General features: G+C 71.1%; 17 protein-coding genes. 12 read left to right on the forward strand and 5 right to left on the reverse strand.

Going from position 1 to position 19,199, the window contains the following annotated elements; genetic code table 11:
- The first annotated feature begins 152 nt into the window (after positions 1 to 152).
- Positions 153 to 758 (forward strand): response regulator transcription factor, encoded by a 606-nt coding sequence (locus tag ACERZO_RS21125; RefSeq protein WP_372666448.1) that lies wholly within the window; start codon positions 153 to 155, stop codon positions 756 to 758.
- Positions 759 to 884: 126 nt separating this feature from the next.
- On the opposite strand, the gene ACERZO_RS21130 is transcribed toward ACERZO_RS21125, so the two are convergent.
- A complete protein-coding gene (locus ACERZO_RS21130) occupies positions 885 to 3,239 on the reverse strand; it encodes a sensor histidine kinase (protein WP_372666450.1) in 2,355 nt (784 codons plus the stop codon).
- 186 nt (positions 3,240 to 3,425) lie between these two features.
- Entirely contained in the window at positions 3,426 to 3,938 is a 513-nt protein-coding gene (locus ACERZO_RS21135) for a DUF899 family protein (protein WP_372666451.1), read from the reverse strand.
- Positions 3,939 to 4,106: 168 nt separating this feature from the next.
- Here ACERZO_RS21135 and ACERZO_RS21140 point away from each other — a divergent pair, with 168 nt between their 5' ends.
- A complete protein-coding gene (locus ACERZO_RS21140) occupies positions 4,107 to 4,727 on the forward strand; it encodes an L-threonylcarbamoyladenylate synthase (protein ID WP_372666452.1) in 621 nt (206 codons plus the stop codon).
- Between the two features lie 6 nt (positions 4,728 to 4,733).
- Here the strand turns inward: ACERZO_RS21140 and ACERZO_RS21145 are convergent, their stop codons facing one another.
- Positions 4,734 to 5,396 carry a maleylpyruvate isomerase family mycothiol-dependent enzyme gene (locus ACERZO_RS21145; protein WP_372666453.1) on the reverse strand — a complete coding sequence of 221 codons (663 nt, stop codon included), beginning with the start codon at positions 5,394 to 5,396 and terminating at the stop codon, positions 4,734 to 4,736.
- A 145-nt stretch (positions 5,397 to 5,541) separates the two neighbouring features.
- On the opposite strand from ACERZO_RS21145, the gene ACERZO_RS21150 reads away from it, so the two are divergent.
- Both ACERZO_RS21150 and ACERZO_RS21155 read left to right on the forward strand, forming a co-directional pair.
- On the forward strand, positions 5,542 to 5,925 hold the full coding sequence (locus tag ACERZO_RS21150; protein WP_372667197.1) for a YciI family protein: 384 nt from the start codon (positions 5,542 to 5,544) through the stop codon (positions 5,923 to 5,925).
- 1 nt (position 5,926) lies between these two features.
- The gene (locus tag ACERZO_RS21155) at positions 5,927 to 7,177 is read left to right on the forward strand and encodes an RNA polymerase sigma factor (RefSeq protein WP_372666454.1); all 1,251 of its coding nucleotides are present in this window, start codon (positions 5,927 to 5,929) and stop codon (positions 7,175 to 7,177) included.
- A gap of 206 nt (positions 7,178 to 7,383) precedes the next feature.
- Here ACERZO_RS21155 and ACERZO_RS21160 read toward each other — a convergent pair whose 3' ends face one another.
- The gene (locus tag ACERZO_RS21160; protein WP_372666455.1) at positions 7,384 to 8,082 is read right to left on the reverse strand and encodes a winged helix-turn-helix transcriptional regulator; all 699 of its coding nucleotides are present in this window, start codon (positions 8,080 to 8,082) and stop codon (positions 7,384 to 7,386) included.
- A 64-nt stretch (positions 8,083 to 8,146) separates the two neighbouring features.
- Entirely contained in the window at positions 8,147 to 8,953 is an 807-nt protein-coding gene (locus ACERZO_RS21165) for an AfsR/SARP family transcriptional regulator (protein ID WP_372666456.1), read from the reverse strand.
- Positions 8,954 to 9,429: 476 nt separating this feature from the next.
- On the opposite strand from ACERZO_RS21165, the gene ACERZO_RS21170 reads away from it, so the two are divergent.
- From ACERZO_RS21170 to ACERZO_RS21205, 8 genes are all read left to right on the forward strand, one after another.
- The gene (locus ACERZO_RS21170) at positions 9,430 to 10,335 is read left to right on the forward strand and encodes a helix-turn-helix transcriptional regulator (protein ID WP_372666457.1); all 906 of its coding nucleotides are present in this window, start codon (positions 9,430 to 9,432) and stop codon (positions 10,333 to 10,335) included.
- Between the two features lie 34 nt (positions 10,336 to 10,369).
- Positions 10,370 to 11,365, forward strand: coding sequence for a DUF1702 family protein (locus ACERZO_RS21175; protein ID WP_372666458.1), 996 nt, complete (start codon positions 10,370 to 10,372; stop codon positions 11,363 to 11,365).
- 95 nt (positions 11,366 to 11,460) lie between these two features.
- Positions 11,461 to 12,453: a DUF1702 family protein gene (locus ACERZO_RS21180; RefSeq protein ID WP_372666459.1), complete on the forward strand. Its 993-nt coding sequence runs from the start codon at positions 11,461 to 11,463 to the stop codon at positions 12,451 to 12,453.
- Positions 12,450 to 14,423: a CRTAC1 family protein gene (locus ACERZO_RS21185; protein ID WP_372666460.1), complete on the forward strand. Its 1,974-nt coding sequence runs from the start codon at positions 12,450 to 12,452 to the stop codon at positions 14,421 to 14,423. Before ACERZO_RS21180 ends, ACERZO_RS21185 begins: the two co-directional genes overlap by 4 nt.
- Before the next feature lies 1 nt (position 14,424).
- A complete protein-coding gene (locus ACERZO_RS21190; RefSeq protein WP_372666461.1) occupies positions 14,425 to 15,429 on the forward strand; it encodes an enediyne biosynthesis protein in 1,005 nt (334 codons plus the stop codon).
- Positions 15,426 to 16,802, forward strand: a complete 1,377-nt coding sequence (locus ACERZO_RS21195; protein WP_372666462.1) for a cytochrome P450 — start codon at positions 15,426 to 15,428, stop codon at positions 16,800 to 16,802. The genes ACERZO_RS21190 and ACERZO_RS21195 overlap by 4 nt, the downstream gene beginning before the upstream one ends.
- A gap of 34 nt (positions 16,803 to 16,836) precedes the next feature.
- Positions 16,837 to 17,406: a DUF5987 family protein gene (locus ACERZO_RS21200; RefSeq protein WP_372666463.1), complete on the forward strand. Its 570-nt coding sequence runs from the start codon at positions 16,837 to 16,839 to the stop codon at positions 17,404 to 17,406.
- Positions 17,403 to 19,055, forward strand: a complete 1,653-nt coding sequence (locus tag ACERZO_RS21205) for a GMC family oxidoreductase N-terminal domain-containing protein (RefSeq protein ID WP_372666464.1) — start codon at positions 17,403 to 17,405, stop codon at positions 19,053 to 19,055. Before ACERZO_RS21200 ends, ACERZO_RS21205 begins: the two co-directional genes overlap by 4 nt.
- Positions 19,056 to 19,199: the final 144 nt, after the last annotated feature.

Raw genomic sequence — 19,199 nt, forward strand, 5'->3', positions numbered from 1 at the left:
CCCGGGCGCGAGTAGGCGTTTTCAGCCCACCGCTAACCCGTGCATGTGCATTTCGCGGCATCGCCGCAAAAGTGGTGCCCGAATGGTGCAACCGATTCGTCAAGCAGAATGTTTAACTGAGCTTCTGGGGAATCGTGAGTGCGGAGGCACCCGTGATCAGAGTGCTGGTGGCCGAGGACATGCACATCGTGCGGGGAGCACTGGTGGCGCTGCTGCGGCTCGAACCCGACATCGACGTGGTCGCCGAGGTCGCCTCCGGGCTCGAGATCCTGCCCGCCGCGCGCGCCAAGCAGGCGCAGGTGGCCGTCATCGACATCGACCTGCCCGGCAAGGACGGCCTCACCGCGGCCGGTGAGCTGCACGAACACCTGCCGGACTGCCGGACCCTCATCCTGACCAGCCTGGGCCGTCCCGGGACGTTGAGGCGGGCGCTGGACGCCAAGGTGGGCGGGTTCCTGCTCAAGGACGCGCCGCCCGACAAGCTGGCGAACGCGGTCCGCGGCGTGCTGGCCGGCCGCCGCATGGTCGACGGCGACCTGGCGCTGGCCGCGTGGGACACGGTGGACTGCCCGCTGACGGCTCGCGAGCTGGACGTGCTGCGGATGACCGCGCAGGGCTACGGAACGGTCGAAGTCGCGGCCCGGCTGTACCTTTCCGCCGGGACAGTACGGAACTATCTCACGACGGTGGTCGCGAAACTCAACGCCCGCAACAGGGTGGACGCGATCCGGATCGCGGAGGAAGCCGGTTGGCTGTGAAGCGGCGGGCGTGGTGGCGGTGGAGGTCCAGACCAGTCCGATTGGTCCAGGCCTGAAGCTTTCGCCCCGTTCGACGAATTCGGGGGGACGTCGATCCCGTTGGCGGGGGCGGGTTCGGAGCCGGGTTCAGGCCGGGACGACCGCGCGCAGCCGGAAGCGGCCGTCGGGCTCCACTCCCGCCGTCAGCTCGCCCCCGAGGTCTGCGACCCGGTGGGACAGGTTCCCAATTCCGCTGCCCGGCGAAGAGTCCCGCGGCACCGCCTCCGCCCGCGGCTCCGGCACCACCGGCTCCGGCTTGCCGTTGCGCTCGACGCCGTCGTTCACGATGTCGAGGCAGATGCCGCCGTCCGTGCGGCGCATCGCGATCTCGCAGCTCTCCACCTTGCTGTGCCGCAGCACGTTCGTCACGCCCTCGCGCAGGACCACCGCCAGCACCGTGCGCACCGGGGTCGGGAGCTCGTCACCGAGCATCTCCATGCGGACCCGGACGTCGGCGGCCGCCAGGACCGACTTCGCCGTGCGGGACTCGCTGTCCAGCGACAGCTCGCGGTAGCCGCTCGCCACGGACCGGACGTCCGACAGCGCCTGGCGGGTCAGGCCCAGGACCTCGGTCAGCTCCTCCGCCGCGCGGTCGCGGTCCAGGGGCAGCACCCGGGCGGTCAGCTCGCTCTTCAGCGCGATCGCCGACAGGCTCATGCCGAGCAGGTCGTGCAGGTCGCGGGCGAACCGCAGCCGCTCCTCGGCCAGCGCCATCTCGGCCAGCCGGCGGCGGGTGCTGGCGAGCTCGGTGACCAGCCGGACCAGCCACAGCAGCCCGAACACCGCGAGGCTCGTCATCACGGTCGCGGCGGTGTAGAAGATCGTGCCGGTGATGTCCGCGCCGGACGCGCGCTGGATCTCCGCGAACGCGGCGATGTTGAGGACGAAGAACGCCCAGCCCGCGACCGGCGGCAGCACCAGCAGCGCGCTGCCGATCAGCAGCCCGGGCAGGCTCACCCAGCGGGGGCCGAGCGGCAGCAGCGGCAGGTACACCAGGCACGCCTGCACCAGCAGCATCGCGTAGCTCTGCGCGGACCGCAGCTGCGTCGAGGGCCGGTTGAAGTACGAGAACTGCAGCGCGAGCAACGCCACGATCGAGCCGATGACCAGCGCGACCTCCCACGGCCGCGGCTTGAGCTGGAGCAGGTGCGACAGCGCGCCCGCCCCCATCAGCACCATGATCACCGGCAGCAGCCGGCGGATCTGCTTCGACGTGTTCTCCGAGCGCTCCTCGGTGTCGTGCGCCGCGGGATCGCCCGGGCGGTCCGGCAGGGGAAGCTCGACGTGCAGCCGGAACCGGCCGTCCTGGCCCGTCGTCGCGCTCGCCCGGCCGCCGAGCGCGGCGACTTCGTCGGGCAGCACCGTCAGCGGGCTGCCCGGGGCGAGCGCCGGGTCGTCCGCCGCCACGCCGTCGTTGACGATTTCGAGGACGACCCGGCCGTCCTGGTGCCGGACGTCGATTTCGCAGTGCTCGACATCGCTGTAGCGCAGGACGTTCGTGACGCCCTCGCGGAGCACCTTGGCCAGCAGGGTGCGGACCTGGACCGGCAGGTCGCCCTGGTCGAGGTGGATCCGGACGGCGATCTCGGACGCCGACAGCAGCGATTCCGCCGTCCGGGACTCCTTCTCCAGCGAGAGCTCGCGGTAGCCGTGGGAGACCGCGCGGACGTCGGAGAGCGTGCGCTGGGCGGTGGCGGTGATCTCGCCGAGCTCGGCCTTGGCCCGGTCGGCGGACTTGCGCATCAGGCGCGACACGAGCTCACCCTTGAGCGCGATCGCGGACAGGCTCAGCCCGAGCAGGTCGTGCAGGTCGCGGGCGAAGGCCAGCCGCTGCTCGGCGACCGCGCGCTGGGCCAGCTCGGTGCGGGCCGCGTGCAGCTCGTGGACCATCCGCGCGAGCCGGGACAGCAGGTAGAAGACCAGGATGTAGAAGAGCGTGCCGAGCGTGTTGTAGACGGTGGCCGCCGCTGCGGCGCCGTAGGCCTCGTAGACCGCGACGGAGCTGAGGAGGACCGCGACGATCGCCCCCCAGCCGTACCGCGGCGGGAGGACCAGGAGCGCGGCGCTGCCGACGTAGACGAGCATCGTGGCCCAGAGCCAGCCGAACGTCAGCATCGGCACGTACGCGAGGACGATCATGACGGCGAACAGCACGCGGCTGGTCGTCGAACCGAGCCCGGCGGCCGGGCGGCTGAACCACAGCAGCTGGATCGCCAGCAGCGCGGCGGCGGCCACGACGGCGTACCCGGCGTGGAAGAGGCCGACCGACCGGGGCAGCAGGCTGACGACGCCGATCACGCTGAACCCGGTGATGACCACGACGATGATGGCCGCGGACAGGTACGCGGCCAGCCGGGGACGCCGGTCGGCCGCGGTGGTGCCGCGGGGTTCGGCGGTGGCGGACAGCTCCGCGGCCGGTTCGAGCGCGGCGACCGGCGACATCAGTGCGGAACCCCCGGGGTCTCGGCGGTGGCCGGGGCGCCCCAGGTGGCCCGGCCAGGGCGTGGTGTGCGTTCTGCTGCCGACCGATCCTAACCCATGGGACGTCCGATTCCGTGCGCCGAAAAGCCGGGGCGAGGGGCCGCGGCGGACCCGGGAAGGCGGCACGACGGCGGCGGGGGCGCGGGCTCAGCGCCGGCCGGACGCGGACCGCAGGCGGTCCGGGACGCCGAGCAGGCTCAGGAAGTCCAGCCGGGACAGGGCGACCGACCCGGTGTGCAGCACGGAACCGCGCTCGCACCGGAAGAAGCCCAGCGCCGACTCGAGGTCGTCCCAGAACTCGCCGCCCGTGGTTTCGGGCAGCCGCCGGGTCACCGGGAAGTCGGCGGTGAACGCGCGGGCCGCCGAGTAGGTGGGCAGGTCCCGGCCGAAGTGCCGCCGGTACCGCTCGAGCTCGGTGTAGGGCGCGGTGGAGACCAGTACCAGCCGCAGGCCGGGATCGTGCAGCGCGGCGGCGACGTCGGCGGCGGCCGCGTCGGCGAAGGGGCCGGTGTGCCCGGCCATCGTGTGGTGCACGGCGAGGCGTGGGCGCCCGTCGAAGAGGTCGGCCAGCGAGATCCGGCCCTGCGGGCCTTCGAACAGGTACTTCGCCGCGTTGACGACCCGCGGCCGGTCCAGCTCCGGCACGGTCAGCTTCGTCATGGCTCGCCCTCCCTGGAAGTGGTCCCCGATCGGAGTGTGGCTCGGGGGCCCGGGCGGGTCCCAGCGTTCGGGCCGGGAACCGCAAGCTGGGAGACGCGCGAGTGTGCCGGCCGGCGGCTCCGGCCCTCGCCGTGCCCGGCGGTCGGGCGGACCCTAGGCTCTGCGGGCATGGCACGTTATTTCGACCTGCACCCGGAGAACCCGCAGCGCCGGTCGCTGGGGCAGGTCGTCGAGCTCCTCCGCGCCGACGGGCTGATCGCCTACCCGACCGACTCGTGCTTCGCGCTCGGGTGCCGGCCGGGCAACCGCGAGGGGCTCGACCGGATCCGCACCATCCGCAAGCTCGACCACCGGCACCACTTCACGCTGGTGTGCCAGGACTTCGCCCAGCTGGGCCAGTTCGTCATCATCGACAACGCGGTGTTCCGCGCGATCAAGGCGGCGACGCCGGGCAGCTACACGTTCATCCTGCCGGCCACCAAGGAGGTGCCGCGGCGGTTGATGCACGAGAAGAAGAAGACGGTCGGCGTCCGCATCCCCGACCACCGGGTCACCCAGGCGCTGTTGGCCGAGCTGGGCGAGCCGCTGCTGTCGAGCACGCTGCTGCTGCCGGACCAGGCCGAGCCGATGACGCAGGGCTGGGAGATCAAGGAGGAGCTGGACCACCAGCTCGACGCGGTCCTGGACTCGGGCGACTGCGGAGTGGAGCCGACGACGGTGGTCGACTTTTCGTCGGGCGAGCCGGAGATCCTGCGGCACGGCGCGGGCGACCCTGCGCCGTTCGAGTGACGCCGGTCAGTTCTCCAGCAGCTCCAGCCATTCGGCGGTGTGCGCACCGCTGAACGCCAGTCCCAGCTCCTCCGCGTGCCGGCGCCCGGTCACCAGCAAGCAGAAGTCCTCCGCCGGACCCGTCACCCGGTCGTCGGCCTCTGCCGGCCCGAAGTCCCAGCGGGTCCCCGACGGTGCCAGCAGCTCGAAGCGGAACTGGCCCGGTGGGGTCCGCTGGTGGCGGTGGTACGCGCGGTCCCTGGTCCGGACGCCGTAGTACGCCACGTGGCCGATCGCGTCGTCGCGGTGGGGCTGGACGCCCAGTGCGTCCGCGATGTCCTGGCCGCACGCGAACAGCTCCGTCAGCGCCGCCGCCGCCAGCACCGAGGGGCGCAGCGGCCCGCCGCTCCACGGCAGCTCCGGCTTCGCCGGTGCCGACGCGAGCAGGGCGTTCGCCTTCCGCTGCTCGATCAGCCACGTCACGATCGCCTCGTCGAGGGAGTCGTAGGAGATCTGCGGGGTGACGCCGAACGCACCCGGGTTCTCGGCGCTGAGCCGGACCAGCCGCGCGGTCGACGTCAGCCGGGCGAAGTGCCCGGTGAGGTCGGGGCCGGGGCCGTACCCGTGGCGCTCGGCCAGCTCGGCCAGCGCCTCGGTCTCGGTCTGCAGGTCCGTGAACACGTCGGCCATCGGTGCCACCCTCCTGGGTCCGGGTAACCGGTATTCCAGGCTGGCAGGCGGCGCCGCGGCGGCTCCACTCCGCGCTTGCGACGTGACGCCACGGGCGGCGGCGGGGTCGGCTATGTTCATGCCCACCGACGATGGGAGCGCGGGCGTGAAGTACCTGCTGGCGATGTACCTCAACCCCGACGTCATGGCGAACCTGTCCAAGCAGGACATGGACGCCATCATGAGCGGGCACCAGGACTTCATCCGCACGATCCGGGAGTCCGGCGAAATGCTCGGCACGCAGGCGCTCGCGCCGGTCGCCGACAGCACCGTCGTGCGGGTGCGCGGGGGACTGCCCGCGGTCACCGACGGCCCGTTCCTCGAGTCCAAGGAGTTCCTCGCCGGCTACTACCTCGTCGACTGCGCGAGCAAGGAGCGCGCGGTCGAGCTGGCCGCGATGATCCCGGACGCCGCGCTCGACGGCATGGGCGTCGAAGTGCGGGAGATCGTCTTCTTCGCCGACGCCGAAACCGAGATCCCCGGTTCCTGACGTGACCGCGCCCGCCCCGGTCGCCGAGGTCCTGCGCCCGCTCGTGCCGCAGGTGCTGGGCATCCTGGTGCGCCGGTACGGCCAGTTCGACGCGTGCGAGGACGCCGTCCAGGAGGCCCTGCTGGCGGCGAGCGAGCAGTGGCCGGCCGAAGGCGTCCCGGACAACCCGCGCAGCTGGCTGGTCACCGTCGCCACCCGGCGGCTCACCGACCACTGGCGCAGCGAGAGCGCGCGGCGGCGGCGCGAGGAGACGGTCGCCGTGCGGGAGCCGGTGACCGTCGTCCCGGGGCCGGGCGAGCAGCAACCCGCCGGCGAGGACGACACGCTGAAGCTGCTGTTCCTCTGCTGCCACCCCGCCGTGTCACCGCCCTCGCAGGTCGCGCTGACGCTGCGCGCGGTCGGCGGCCTGACCACGGCGCAGATCGCGAGCGCGTTCCTGGTGCCCGAGGCGACGATGACCCGGCGCATCACCCGCGCCAAGGAGAGCATCGCCGCCGCGGGGTCGACGTTCAGCGAGCCGTCGCCGGACGACTTCGGTGACCGGCTGCGCGTCGTCCTGCAGGTGCTGTACCTGATCTTCAACGAGGGCTACACGGCGACGTCGGGGGAGAACCTCGTCCGCGCGGAGCTGGCCGCGGAGGCGATCCGGCTGACCCGCGCGGTGCACGCGCTGACCCCGGGCGAGGGCGAGGTGGCGGGCCTGCTCGCGCTGATGCTCCTGACCGACGCGCGGCGCGCGGCGCGCACGGGCCCGAACGGCGAGCTGGTGCCGCTGCAGGACCAGGACCGCGGCCGCTGGGACGCGGCGATGATCGCCGAAGGCGAAGCGCTGGTGGACGCGACGATCGGCCACGCGGCGCTCGGGCCGTACCAGGTCCAGGCGGCCATCGCGGCGCTGCACGCCACCGCGCCGAGCACGGAGGAGACGGACTGGCCGCAGATCGTCGAGCTCTACCACGTGCTGCAGGCGCTGATGCCGAGCCCGGTGGTGACGATCAACCAGGCGGTGGCGGTGGCCCAGGCGTCCGGCCCGGCGCGCGGGTTGGAGCTGCTGGACACGGTCGACGCGAAGCTCGACGTCGGCCGCCGGCTGGACGCGGTCCGCGCGCACCTGCTGGAGCTGGCGGGCGACTTGCCCGGCGCGCGCGAGCACTACCTGAAGGCCGCGCAGCGGACGGCGAGCCTGCCCGAGCGGCGGTACCTGATGAAACGGGCCGGGCGCATCGCGCCCGCGGATCCCGCGCAGAACTGAGCGAGGCCCGCCCGAGGCCGGCAAGGTCGGGGCGGACAGCCCGGAGCGGCCTCGCTCGGCGGGCTCGCGGTGTCTTGAATGAGTCATTCAGGGCCTCGGCGGTCCTGAATGACTCATTCAAGACGTGGGTGGAACCGCTGCGGACCGGGCCGGCGAGGGAACCGGCCGAGGCCCGCCCGGGGCCGAGCCGGGCGGGCCTCGAAGGATCAGCGGACCACGATGCCCGACGGGGGCTCCGGGGCCGCCGGGACGTGGAACAGCCGGGCCAGCAGCTCGAGGTCGGCGACGTCGCCCTCGATCGACAGCTTGCCGGTGCGGACCGCGTCCGCCGCCGTCACGTGGCCGCTCATCAGGTCCAGCATCGCCGCGCCGCTGGTCGCCTTGACCACCAGGTCGGCGCCCGCGAACCGGCCTTCGCCGACCTTGACCGCGCCGTCCTCGACCAGCGCGTGGACGATCATCCGGTCGTCGTACCGGATTTCGTAGGTGATCTGGACGCCCTCGGCCACGTCGGCGCGGAACGTCGTGTACAGCGAGAGGATCGCCGAGTCCAGAGTGAACACGTCGTCCGGGCCCGGCTGGTTGAGCGACCGCGCGCCCCACAGGCCGAGGTCGAGGAGGATGCTGTCGAGCTCGCTGCCGTACTGGGTCAGCTCGTAGACCAGGCCGGCGTCGAGCTCGGCGCGGACGCGGCGGCGCAGCACGCCGGTCGCCTCCAGCTCGTTGAGCCGGGCCGACAGGATGGACGGCGGGATCTTGGGCAGGCCGGCCTGCAGCTCGTCGTAGCGCTTCGGACCGAGCACCAGGTCACGGACGATCAGCAGCGACCAGCGCTCGCCGATGATCTCGAGAGCGCGGGCGAGGCCGCAGAACTGGCCGTAGGCGCGGGTGTTGGGAGCGGGCATCGAACTTCCTCACTTCTTTCTCGGGCGGAGCGGGGTGATCGGCCGGAGCCGGGGAAGCGGTGGATCAGCGGTGGTCGCCTTCGGAGATCAGCTCGCGGTGCAGCACCTGGAGGTCGTCGCACGGTTCGACGCCCAGCTCGCCGGCCAGCCGCGACCGGAGCCGGCGGTAGACGGCCATCGCGTCGGAGCGCCGCCCGCTGCGGCCGAGCACGCGCATCAGCTGGCCGTGCAGGGCTTCGTCGAGCGGGCTGCCGGTGGCCAGCGAGCGCAGCTCGCCGATCAGCTCGCGGTGCTTGCCGCTGGTGATCTCGGCTTCGATCCGCAGGTGCAGCACGCTGCGCCGCTGCTCCAGCAGCTCGGTGCGGTACGCCGACAAAATCGGTCCACAGTGGACGTTCGCGAGCGGCGGGCCGGACCAGAGGTCGAGCGCCGCGCGGTAGGCGTCGGCGGCCGCGGCGTGGTCGCCGGCGTCCTGGTGCTCGTGGCCCCGCTGCTGCAGCCGGACGAACCGGTAGGTGTCCACTTGGGACGGATCGATGTAGAAGGTGTAGCCGGACTGCTTGGTGGCCAGCATCTTCTCACCGTCGGCGGCCAGCCGGTTCTGGTCGATGCACCGGCGCAGGTGGTAGACGTAGGTGTGCAGCGTCGTCCGGACCGTCCGGGGTGGGTTGTCCGACCACAGCTCCCGGATGAGGGTGTCGATGTGTACCATCTTGCCCGGGCGCATCACCAGCACGGCGAGCAGCTGCAGGACCTTCGGTGTGGTCGGCGCGTAGTCGACGCCGGCGCGCAGCACTTCCAGCGGGCCCAGGACGGTGAACGTCACGCCACCGTCGTCCGGTGCTTCCGTTGGCGGCAGTTCGGAGTACATGGCAGGCCTCCAGCGTCGTCAATGCGTCCTCGCGCTCCCCAGTCGAGCCGCGCGGGGTCGGGGGACGGCCGACTCCGGGCTTCTATCCGAATGTGACAGAGCGTCTCTCCGGCGACCAGTGAGTCACCCACCAGAGTCAACGTGCGTTTGCCCCGTGGCCCCGTGGGTTTCGCAGGTTCGCGACGTGCGTTCCGCATGGTCCGCCATCCGGCCCAACCTGGGACGCAGCGCGCGGCGGGGTCGCTGGAACGGACCAAGCGGGGGCCGCCGCGGATCATGCGGGCGGGTGTCCGGCACGCCGGCGCCGTGCGTTCCGCACGGACTGTCCGGTGTGGAACGCCCGTGGCCGCGCGGGGTTCGCCCGACCGGGTGCGTTTCGCCCGGGACGCCTCCATCGCCCGTCGATCGTCCTGCAAGGACCGGCGTCTTCCCTGACACCAGGAGAACTGCCATCAGGGGAATTCGAGGTTGGACGGATGATGTTGCGGTCTATTGCGGCTGTCGGACACGACAGCGAGTTCGACGAACCGCCCCGGGTGCCCGCCCTCGAGCGGGTCGAGAAGTCGGTCCGGCCCGCCGTGCTGCAGGCGATCTCGTCGATCCAGGAACGGTACTTCGAGCCGATCACGCTCGCGGAGCTGGCCTCGGAGGTGTTCGTCAGCCGGTTCCACTTCTCCCGGATGTTCGCCGACGCCACCGGGGTCACGCCCGGCCGGTTCCTCACCGCCGTGCGCCTGTTCGAGGCGAAGCGGCTGCTGCTGACGACGTCGCTGAACGTCTCCGACATCGTGTGCAGCGTCGGCTACAGCAGCGTCGGCACGTTCACCAGCCGGTTCTCGCGCGCGGTCGGGATGACGCCGACGCAGTACCGCGAACCGCAGGTCGCCGAGCTGCTCGTGGCGATCTCCCCGACGTTCCAACGGCTTCCCCCGCTGCGCACGCTGCGCGCGGCCGGCCGCAGCTGCGCCTCGCTGCAGACCGGCACCGGCGTGCTGTCGATGCAGCTGGACATGCCGCGCGGCTCCGCGCCGGCGGACACCCTCGTCGGGCTCTTCGCCGACCCGGTGCCGCAGTGCGGCCCGGTCGCCTTCGGCGGCATGGCCAACATGAGCTCCGGCGAGCTGACCATCCACGGCGTGCCCGCCGGGCGGTGGACGGCGATCGCGGTCGCGCAGCACCAGCCGGGCGCCGGCGGTCCGCGCTTCTCGATCGGCTACCAGGGCGTGACCGTGGCGCCCTACGGCCAGTCCACCGCGCGGGTGGGCCTGCGCGCGCCGGCCGCGACCGACGCGCCGATCGCGATCACGCTGGCGTCCAAGCAGTCGCCGTTCACCCAGCGCATGCTCGCCGCCCAGCGGCCGCACCTGCGCGCCGTCGCCTGATCCCCCGAGACGAGTAGTAAGGACGACCACGACGATGTCCACGGTTATCGGAGTGCTCCGCAAGCGGTTCCTCGCTCCTTCGCTCGCCTCGGTCGGGTTCGCCGAGCGCGGTTTCCCGGTCACCCACACCGACGCGACGGCCCGGCTGGAGGCGGTGCCGCAGGCGGTCGTGTGCGGGTTCGAATGGGCCATCGAAGGCGCCTCCCTGTGGGAGATCGAGCGCCGCCTGTCGCTGATCGAGCCCGAGCAGCGCGGGTTCGCCTACGAGGGCGCGACGATGGGCTACACGATTCTCGACGCGATGCCGGGCGGCGGCCGCGACCGCACCCGCGAGCTCCTGGAAGGACCCGCGCGCCCGCACATCTTCCTGACCTACATCGGGATCGGCTTCGCGATGGCGCGGCTGCCGCGTCCACTGTGGAAGAACATCCTGCCCGAGCTGACCGGGGTGGCCTACCACCCGGTGATGAGCTGGCTGGCCGTCGACGGCTTCGGGTTCGACCGCGCCTACTTCGACACGAAGAAGTGGATCGACGAGCAGGCCGAGCCGGAGCCCTACCCGTGGGCCGGCCGCCCGGAGTACTTCGGCCGGGCGTTCGACCAGGGCGTCGGCCGCGCGCTGTGGTTCATCAACGGCGGCAACCCGGACGCCGTCGCCGAGGCGGTCGGCCGGTTCGCCGAGCACCGCCGCGCGGACCTGTGGAGCGGGGTCGGGCTGGCCGCGACGTTCGCCGGCGGCAGCGACCAGAGCGGGCTGGGCCGGCTGCGCCGGGCGTCCGGCGAGCACTACGACGAGCTCGCGCTCGGCGTGGTGTTCGCGGTGAAGGCGCGGACGTACTCGTGCTACGTGCCCGCCCACACCCACCTCGCAGCCGGCGTGCTCACCGATCTTTCCGTGCAGGGCGCGCAGAACCTCGCCGACCGCACCGAACAGGCCGACGGTGACGACGGCCCGCAGCCGCCGTACGAGCTGTGGCGGCAGCGGATCCGGGCGGAGTTCGACCCGGCCGCTCGGCGGCGCACAGCGTGAAACCGTGATCGCCGGCAAGCGCGGAGTAGAGCGCTGACCAGCGAATCTGTGACCGTAGAAGGAACATCCCAGTCGACCCTAAGGGGGAGAGTGCGTTGGGCAATGGCTGGCGTACGCTCAGGCGCCGCATCCTGACACCGAACGTCTCGGAGACCTTGCTGGAGAAGCGGGGCTTCCACCGGAAGAGCCCAGCCGCACAGGAACGGCTCGAGACCGTCGGGGAGAAGTTCCTCCTCGGGTACGCGCACGCTGTCGAAGCGAAATCGGTCGAGCAGGCCGAGGAGTGGCTCGAGCAGATCCCCCCGCAGTTCCGCGGATTCGCCTACGAGGGCGCGGGAATGGGGTACGGCGTCCTCGATGGACTGCCGTTCGGCAAGAGCACGAACATCGCCGAGTTCCTGGCCGGCCCGGGCGAAAAGCACGACTACATCATCTACGTCGGCGTCGGCTGGGCGATGTGCCGCCTCCCGCGGTTCGCGTGGCCGAAGGCTTCGGCGTTCGACCCGCTGCTGCGCTGGCTGGTGCTCGACGGCTACGGCTTCCACCAGGCGTACTTCAAGACTGAGAAGTACATCCGGAACCAGTACCAGGAACCGGGTTTCTCCTGGCCGGACAAGCGTTATGACGGATACGCGCTGAGGGCCATCGACCAGGGCATCGGCCGGGCGCTGTGGTTCATCTGCGGCACCGACGTCGAACTGGTGACCAAGACGATCGAGGAGTTCCCCGAGTCGCGCCACGGCGACCTGTACGCCGGGGTCGGCCTGGCCTCGACCTACGCGTGCGGCGTCACGGCCGACGAACTGGCGGAACTGGTCGACCGCGCCGGGATCCACCACGGGCCGCTGGCGCAGGGAAGCGCCTTCGCCGCCGAGTGCCGGGTGCGCTCCGGCCTGCTGATCCCGGAGACCGAGATGGCGGCCCGGGCGATCTGCGGGATGTCCGCCGAACGCGCGGCGGCCATCACGCAGGAGGTGCGCCCGGCCGGCAACGGCGCTGTCGTCGACGGTGACGACGTCCCGGCCTTCGAAACCTGGCGGCAGCGGATCGCCGAAGAAGTGCTGACCCACGGAGGGAAGAAGAAATGACCGCGACCTTCGGCTGGCTGCGCAAGCAGCTGGCGGGCATCGTGGCGCTGGTGCTGATCCTCGGCCTGTTCCTGGTCGCCCGGCTGCCCAGCGTTTCCGCCTCCGAGCAAGACTCGATGGCGGGCCAGTTCCACTTCACCCCGATGACGATCGCGCTGCCGGCGGCCACGAAGTCGCAGTCGATCCGGACGGTGAACAAGGAGTACGAGCACATCGCCGCGTGGATCTCCTCGGTCGGCGCCGCGATCGCGATCAACGACATCAGCGGCAGCGGCAAGGCCAACGACCTCTGCCTCGTCGACCCGCGCAGCGACCAGGTCGTCATCACGCCGGCGCCGGACTCCGGCCCGCGCTACGCGCCGTTCGCGCTCGACCCCGCGCCGGCGCTGCCGACGTGGGACTACATGGCGCCGATGGGCTGCGTCCCCGGTGACTACAACGAGGACGGCCGCACCGACATCCTGGCCTACTACTGGGGCCGGACCCCGGTCCTGTTCCTGCAGAAGGCCACCGCGACGAAGTTCGACGCCTCGGCGTTCCAGCCGACCGAGCTGGTGCCGGGCAACCACCGCGGGCCGGACGGCAAGTACAACGGTCCACTGTGGAACACCGACTCGGTGACCATCGGCGACTTCGACGGCGACGGGCACGTCGACGTCTTCGTCGGCAACTACTTCCCGGACAGCCGGGTCCTGGACCCGAACGCCGACGGCGGCATCACGCTGAACCAGTCGATGTCGCACGCGGAGAACTCGGGTGCCAAGTACATCTTCCGCTGGACCGGCGCCACGTCCGGCGCGAACCCGAGCGCGAAGTTCGTCGACGCGTCGCAGGGCATCCCCGAGTCCGCGCGGCTCGGCTGGACGCTGGCCTCCAGCGCCACCGACGTCGACGGCGACAACCTGCCCGAGCTCTACATCGCCAACGACTTCGGGCACGACCACTTCCTGTACAACAAGTCCACGCCGGGCCACATCGAGCTCGCCGAGGTCACCGGGGTCCGCGGGATCGCCGACCCGAAGTCGAAGGTGCTGGGCCACGACTCCTTCAAGGGGATGGGCGTCGACTTCGGAGACCTGAACCACGACGGCCTCTACGACCTGTTCGTCAGCAACATCACGACGTCGTGGGGCATCGAAGAGTCGAACTTCCAGTTCATGAACGAGGCCAAGGACAACGCGGACCTCACCCGGCAGTTCAAGGACGGGGTCGCGCCGTTCCACGACGACAGCGCCGAGAAGGGCACGGCGTGGTCCGGCTGGGGCTGGGACGTCAAGATCCAGGACTTCAACAATAGCGGCGAGAACCAGATCGCGCAGGCGACCGGCTTCGTCAAGGGGCAGGTCAACCGCTGGCCGAACCTGCAGGAGATCGCCACGGCCCACGACGGCCTGCTGTCCAACCCGTTCTGGTGGCCCAACGCGCGCGCCGGTGACGACATCGGTGGCGACCAGACGCTGCACTTCTTCGTGAAGAGCGCCGACGGCCGCTACACCGACCTCGCACCGAAGCTCGGCTTGGCGGTGCCGGTGCCCACCCGCGGTATCGCGGTCGGCGACACCGACGGCGACGGCCTGCCCGAGTTCGCCGTGGCCCGGCAGTGGGAGCAGCCGATCTTCTACCACAACGACAGCCCGAACCCCGGGAAGTACCTGCAGCTGAAGCTGACCACCGACGCCCCGGTGGCGCCCGGCCCGCTCCCCGCGGCCGGCGTGCCCGCCATCGGCGCCCAGGTCACCGTGACGACCGCGGACGGCAAGAAGTACCTCGGCCGGGTCGACGGCAGCAGCGGTGAGGCCGGCCGGCGCAGCTTCGACATCCAGATCGGCCTCGGGCACGACGTCAGCGGCCCGCTCGCCGTGCACCTGCAGTGGCGGGACCGGACCGGTCAGCTGCGGACGCAGGACCTGAAGCTGCAACCCGGTTGCCACATGTACCAGCTCGGCTCCACGGCGAAGGAAGCGATGTGACATGGCCAGCCCGACTCTGACCAAGGTGGACAGTGCGCCACCGAAGCGGACCAACAAGGTCATCACCGCGCTGCGGCGCTTCGCGATCTCGATCACGATCTTCAACATCATCGGCTACACAGTGCTCGGCTTCGAGCAGCCGTGGCTGTACCCGTTCGTCGCGCTGGCGACCGCGTACACCACGGAGATCTCCCTCGAGATCATCAACGCCCGGGTCACCCACCGCGACGTCCGCTTCCGGGGCAACGGGTTCAAGGGCCTGATGGAGTTCCTCCTGCCGGCGCACATCACCGGGCTCGCGCTCAACATGCTGACCTACGTCAACGACCAGATCCTCGTGATGATGTTCGGCGTCGTCGTCGCGGTCGGTGCCAAGTGGGTGCTGCAGGCTCCGGTGTACGGCCGCATGCGGCACTACATGAACCCGTCGAACTTCGGCATCACGATCATCCTGCTCGTGTTCCCGTGGGCCAGCATCGCCCCGCCGTACCACTTCACCGAGCAGATCCCGACCTGGGGCGGCTGGCTGATCGTCGGCATCATCCTCGTGTCGGGCACGGTGCTCAACGCGCTGCTGACCAACCGGATGTGGCTGATCGCGGGCTGGCTGAGCTTCTTCGTCGTCCAGGCCTTCGTCCGCGGCTGGCTCTTCGGCACGTCGATCCCCGGCGCGCTGGCGATGGGCACCGGCGTCGCGTTCGTGCTCTACACCAACTACATGGTGACCGACCCGGGCACGTCGCCGTCGAAGCCGGCCTCGCAGTTCCTCTTCGGGTCCGGGGTGGCGCTCGCGTACGGCTTCTTCACCGCCGTGCACGTGGCCTACGGGCTGTTCCTGGCCACCGCGACCATCTGCCTGATCCGCGGCATGTTCCTGTGGGGGCTGCACTTCTCGAACAAGGCGCGGATCAAGTTCGAGGCGGACCAGGCCGCGCAGAAGGCGAAGCTGGAACTCGCCTCGGCGCCGCCGGCCGGCGACGAGAAGCCGGGAGCGGTCGCGGCATGACCGTCGGATCGGACGAGGCCCGGGCGGCGCGCACCGCGCCGCCCGGGCCGCCGCGCCGGGCGACGTTCCGGTTGCTGAAGCAGCTCTTCACCGACCGGCTCGCGCTCATGGGCGACAACGCCGGGACCTACGGCGACGTCGTCCGCATCGCCATCGGCCCGAAGGCGATGTACCTGGTGAACCACCCGGACCTGGCCAAGCACGTCCTCGCCGACAACGCCGCGAACTACCACAAGGGCATCGGCCTGCAGGAGGCCCGCCGGGCCCTCGGCGACGGCCTGCTCACCAGCGACGGCGAGACGTGGAAGAAGCAGCGCCGGACCATCCAGCCGGTGTTCCAGCCCAAGCGGATCTCGCGGCAGGCCGCGGTCGTGGCGTCCGAAGTGGACGGGCTCGTGCAGCGGCTGGCCGAGCACGACGGGCCGGTCGAGATCCTGCACGAGATGACCGGGCTGACGCTCGGCGTGCTCGGCAAGACGCTGCTCGACGCCGAGCTGGGCGGGTACGAGACGCTCGGCCACTCGTTCGAAGCCGTGCAGGACCAGGCCATGTTCGAGGCGGTCACGCTCAGCATGGTCCCGCAGTGGGTGCCGCTGAAGAAGCAGCTGGGGTTCCGGACCGCGCGCGAGGACCTGCGCCGGATCGCCGACGAGCTGGTCGAGCAGCGGCTGGCGAACCCGGTCGAGAACGGCGAGGACGTGCTGTCCCGGCTGATCGCGTCCGGGAACGGGGAAGGCGCGTCGCGCGAGCGGATGCGCGACGAGCTGATCACCCTGCTGCTGGCCGGCCACGAGACCACGGCGAGCACGCTCGGCTGGGCGTTCCACCTGATCGACGAGCACCCCGAGGTCGGCGAGCGGCTGCACGCCGAAGCCGTCGAGGTGCTCGGCGACCGGCTGCCCGAGCACGAGGACCTGCGGCGGCTGACGTTCACCGTCGCGGTCGTCGAGGAGGTCATGCGGCTGTACCCGCCGGTGTGGCTGCTGCCGCGGATCGCCCAGGCCGACGACGAGATCGGCGGGTACCACGTGCCGGCCGGCTCCGACGTCGTCGTGGTGCCCTACACGCTGCACCGGCACCCGGGCTTCTGGACCGAGCCCGAGCGCTTCGACCCCGGGCGGTTCACCGCCGCGGAGCGCCCGCCGCGCTACGCCTACCTCCCGTTCGGTGCCGGGCCGAGGTTCTGCATCGGCAACAGCCTCGGGGTGATGGAGGCGGTGTTCGTGCTGGCGATGGCCGCCCGGGACCTCGAACTGCGCAAGGTACCGGGCAAGGTCGTCGAACCCGAGGCGATGCTCTCGCTGCGGGTGCGCGGCGGGCTGCCGATGACCGTGCGGCGCCGGGAAAGGGCGAGCCGGTCCGAAGCAGCCTGAGTTCACTGTGGACATTCGATGAGGAGGTAGGCCGGTGCAACCCGAGGCCACCGAAGAAGAACGCGTGAAGAACATGACCCTCGAGGCCTACGCGGACACGATCGTGCCGGGGGAGAAGCGGTACCCGGAGGACCGGGCGATCGCCGGGGCCGCGCCCGGACCCGGCTCGGTGGCGGCGGGCGCGCTCGAGCTGCTGAACTTTGACGCGACCGGCGTCACGGCCGGCCTGCCCTACCTCGCGCAGTCGCTCAACGACCACGCGAAGTCCTACGCGGGCGAGGTGGCGCTGGAGCTCGACCACGACGTGCCGCCGTTCGTCGCGCTGCCGTACGAGCACCGCCGCGAGCTCGTACGGCGGCTGACCACCCCCGGGCACCCGGAGAAGGACGGCTGGGTCAGCCTCGCGCTGTTCTGCAACATGGCCTACGACAGCGCGCCGCACCTGCACACCGCCGACGCCATCCGCGACGGGCATCCCGGCCTCCTGGCCCTGGGGTACAAAGCTCCGGATGCCGACGGCTTCTGGCGGTTCCCGAAGTTCGGCTACGGCCGCAAGCTGGCCGAGCTCCACCCCGACACGACGCCTTCCGGGAGCCCCGCATGAGCGCCATTGACCAGACCGACGTCGTCATCGTCGGCAGCGGGTTCGGCGGGTCCATCCCGGCCTACCACCTCGCCGCGGGCGGGGCCAAGGTCACCGTGCTCGAGCGCGGGCCGTGGCTGGCCGCGGCCGACTTCGAGCACGACTACCTGCTCGGCTCGTCGTACACCCGCGCGTTCGACTTCGTCGTCGGCGACGGGATGAGCGTGCTGGGCGGCAACTGCGTCGGCGGCGGCAGCGTGGTGTACTTCGCCGCGATGCCGCGGGCGCCCAAGTTCGTCTTCGAGCGCCACGGCAGCATCGGGCGCCGGATGTGGCCGTCGGTCATCACGCGCGACACCCTGGAGCCGTGGTACGACCGCGTCGACGAGTCGATCCCGGTGTCCAAACAGGACTGGAGCGACGTCTCCTACGCGGGTGGCCTGTGGGCCGCGGCCTGCAATCACTCGGGCCGCACCGCGAACCCGGCGCCGGTGGCCGTCGACAACGACACCTGCGTCAACTGCAACTTCATGATGGCCGGCTGCAAGTTCGACGCCAAGCGGTCGATGCTGACGAACTACCTGCCCGCGGCGCTGGCGCACGGCGCGGAAATCCGGCCACTGCACGAGGTCCAGCGCCTCGAGCGGACCGAAGACGGCGGCTACCGCGTCCACTTCGACCTGATCGACGAAGAGGACTACCGGATCCACACCGGCACCGGCGTGATCGAGGCGAAGGTCGTCATCATCGCCGCGGGCGCCGGTGCGACGCCGGTGATCCTGCAGCGTTCGGAAGCCGCGCTCGGCACGATGCCGCACGGCGTCGGCCGGTACTTCTCCGGCAACGGCGAGCGGCTCAACACCGCGATCATCGACGAGGACCGCGTCCGCGAGGTGCTCGGGCTGTCCCGTGAGGACGGTCCGGTGTACTCGGCCAACCACATCGGCAAGGGCCCGACGGTCGCGAACTGGGACAAGCTCGACGGGTCGCTGCCGGAGTACGAGCGGTACTCGCTGGAGCAGCTGTACTTTCCCCCAGGGCTGGGAACAATCCTCGCCCAGGTGCCGGGCGGGGACGAGCCGCGCTGGTACGGGGCGCAGAAGAAGGAGATCCTCAACCAGTGGGCCAACTGGCTGACGATCTTCCTGATGACCGAGGACGACAACGAGGGCGTCTTCGGCACCCCGCCGCCCACCGGCAACGCGTACCGCATCTCACAGCAGATGCTCGGCCGCGGCGCGCTGCGCTACGACCCGACGCCGAACACGCGCCGGGGCTGGGCGCTCGCGGACGCCGACTGCAAGGCGATCATCGAGAAGGACGGCATCGCTCGCGTGGCCCCGTGGACGAACGACGTCGTCGGGGCGTACACCGTGCACCCGCTGGCGTCCTGCCGGATCGGTGACGACGCGGCGACGTCCGCGCTGCACCCGAACCACGAGCTGCGCAACCACCCGGGCATCTTCGTCACCGACAGCGCGTCGGTGCCGGGCGCGCTGACGGTGAACCCGGCGATGACCATCGCGGCGCTGGCCGAGCGGTCGATCCCGGGCATCGTCCGCGAGCTGCAGTCGCGCGGCGTCGCCGTCAAGTACGGGGCACCGTCCCCGGACGGCTCGATCACGGGCCGACGGGCGGTGTCCAAACTGGACCTGGTCGCCGGCAACTGATGCACGGGTACTTCGAACTCGCGCTCCTGGGTTCCTGGGAGCGCGAGTCCGCCCGGGGCCGGTCGGCGTCGCGGCGGCGGTCCGGTGTCTTGAATGACTCATTCAGGTCGTCAGACGACCTGAATGAGTCATTCAAGACGTGCG

Origin of the sequence: Amycolatopsis kentuckyensis (assembly GCF_041679295.1) — a bacterium.
Taxonomy (GTDB): domain Bacteria; phylum Actinomycetota; class Actinomycetes; order Mycobacteriales; family Pseudonocardiaceae; genus Amycolatopsis; species Amycolatopsis kentuckyensis_A.

Excerpts from the sequence above, each read along its gene's own strand:
- ACERZO_RS21140 (WP_372666452.1), top strand. The coding sequence starts at position 4,107 with ATGGCACGTTATTTCGACCTGCACCCGGAGAACCCGCAGCGCCGGTCG.
- ACERZO_RS21195 (WP_372666462.1), top strand. The coding sequence starts at position 15,426 with ATGACCGTCGGATCGGACGAGGCCCGGGCGGCGCGCACCGCGCCGCCC.
- ACERZO_RS21165 (WP_372666456.1), bottom strand. The coding sequence starts at position 8,953 with ATGTACTCCGAACTGCCGCCAACGGAAGCACCGGACGACGGTGGCGTG.
- ACERZO_RS21185 (WP_372666460.1), top strand. The coding sequence starts at position 12,450 with ATGACCGCGACCTTCGGCTGGCTGCGCAAGCAGCTGGCGGGCATCGTG.
- ACERZO_RS21160 (WP_372666455.1), bottom strand. The coding sequence starts at position 8,082 with ATGCCCGCTCCCAACACCCGCGCCTACGGCCAGTTCTGCGGCCTCGCC.
- ACERZO_RS21205 (WP_372666464.1), top strand. The coding sequence starts at position 17,403 with ATGAGCGCCATTGACCAGACCGACGTCGTCATCGTCGGCAGCGGGTTC.
- ACERZO_RS21135 (WP_372666451.1), bottom strand. The coding sequence starts at position 3,938 with ATGACGAAGCTGACCGTGCCGGAGCTGGACCGGCCGCGGGTCGTCAAC.
- ACERZO_RS21130 (WP_372666450.1), bottom strand. The coding sequence starts at position 3,239 with ATGTCGCCGGTCGCCGCGCTCGAACCGGCCGCGGAGCTGTCCGCCACC.
- ACERZO_RS21190 (WP_372666461.1), top strand. The coding sequence starts at position 14,425 with ATGGCCAGCCCGACTCTGACCAAGGTGGACAGTGCGCCACCGAAGCGG.
- ACERZO_RS21175 (WP_372666458.1), top strand. The coding sequence starts at position 10,370 with ATGTCCACGGTTATCGGAGTGCTCCGCAAGCGGTTCCTCGCTCCTTCG.
- ACERZO_RS21145 (WP_372666453.1), bottom strand. The coding sequence starts at position 5,396 with ATGGCCGACGTGTTCACGGACCTGCAGACCGAGACCGAGGCGCTGGCC.
- ACERZO_RS21170 (WP_372666457.1), top strand. The coding sequence starts at position 9,430 with ATGATGTTGCGGTCTATTGCGGCTGTCGGACACGACAGCGAGTTCGAC.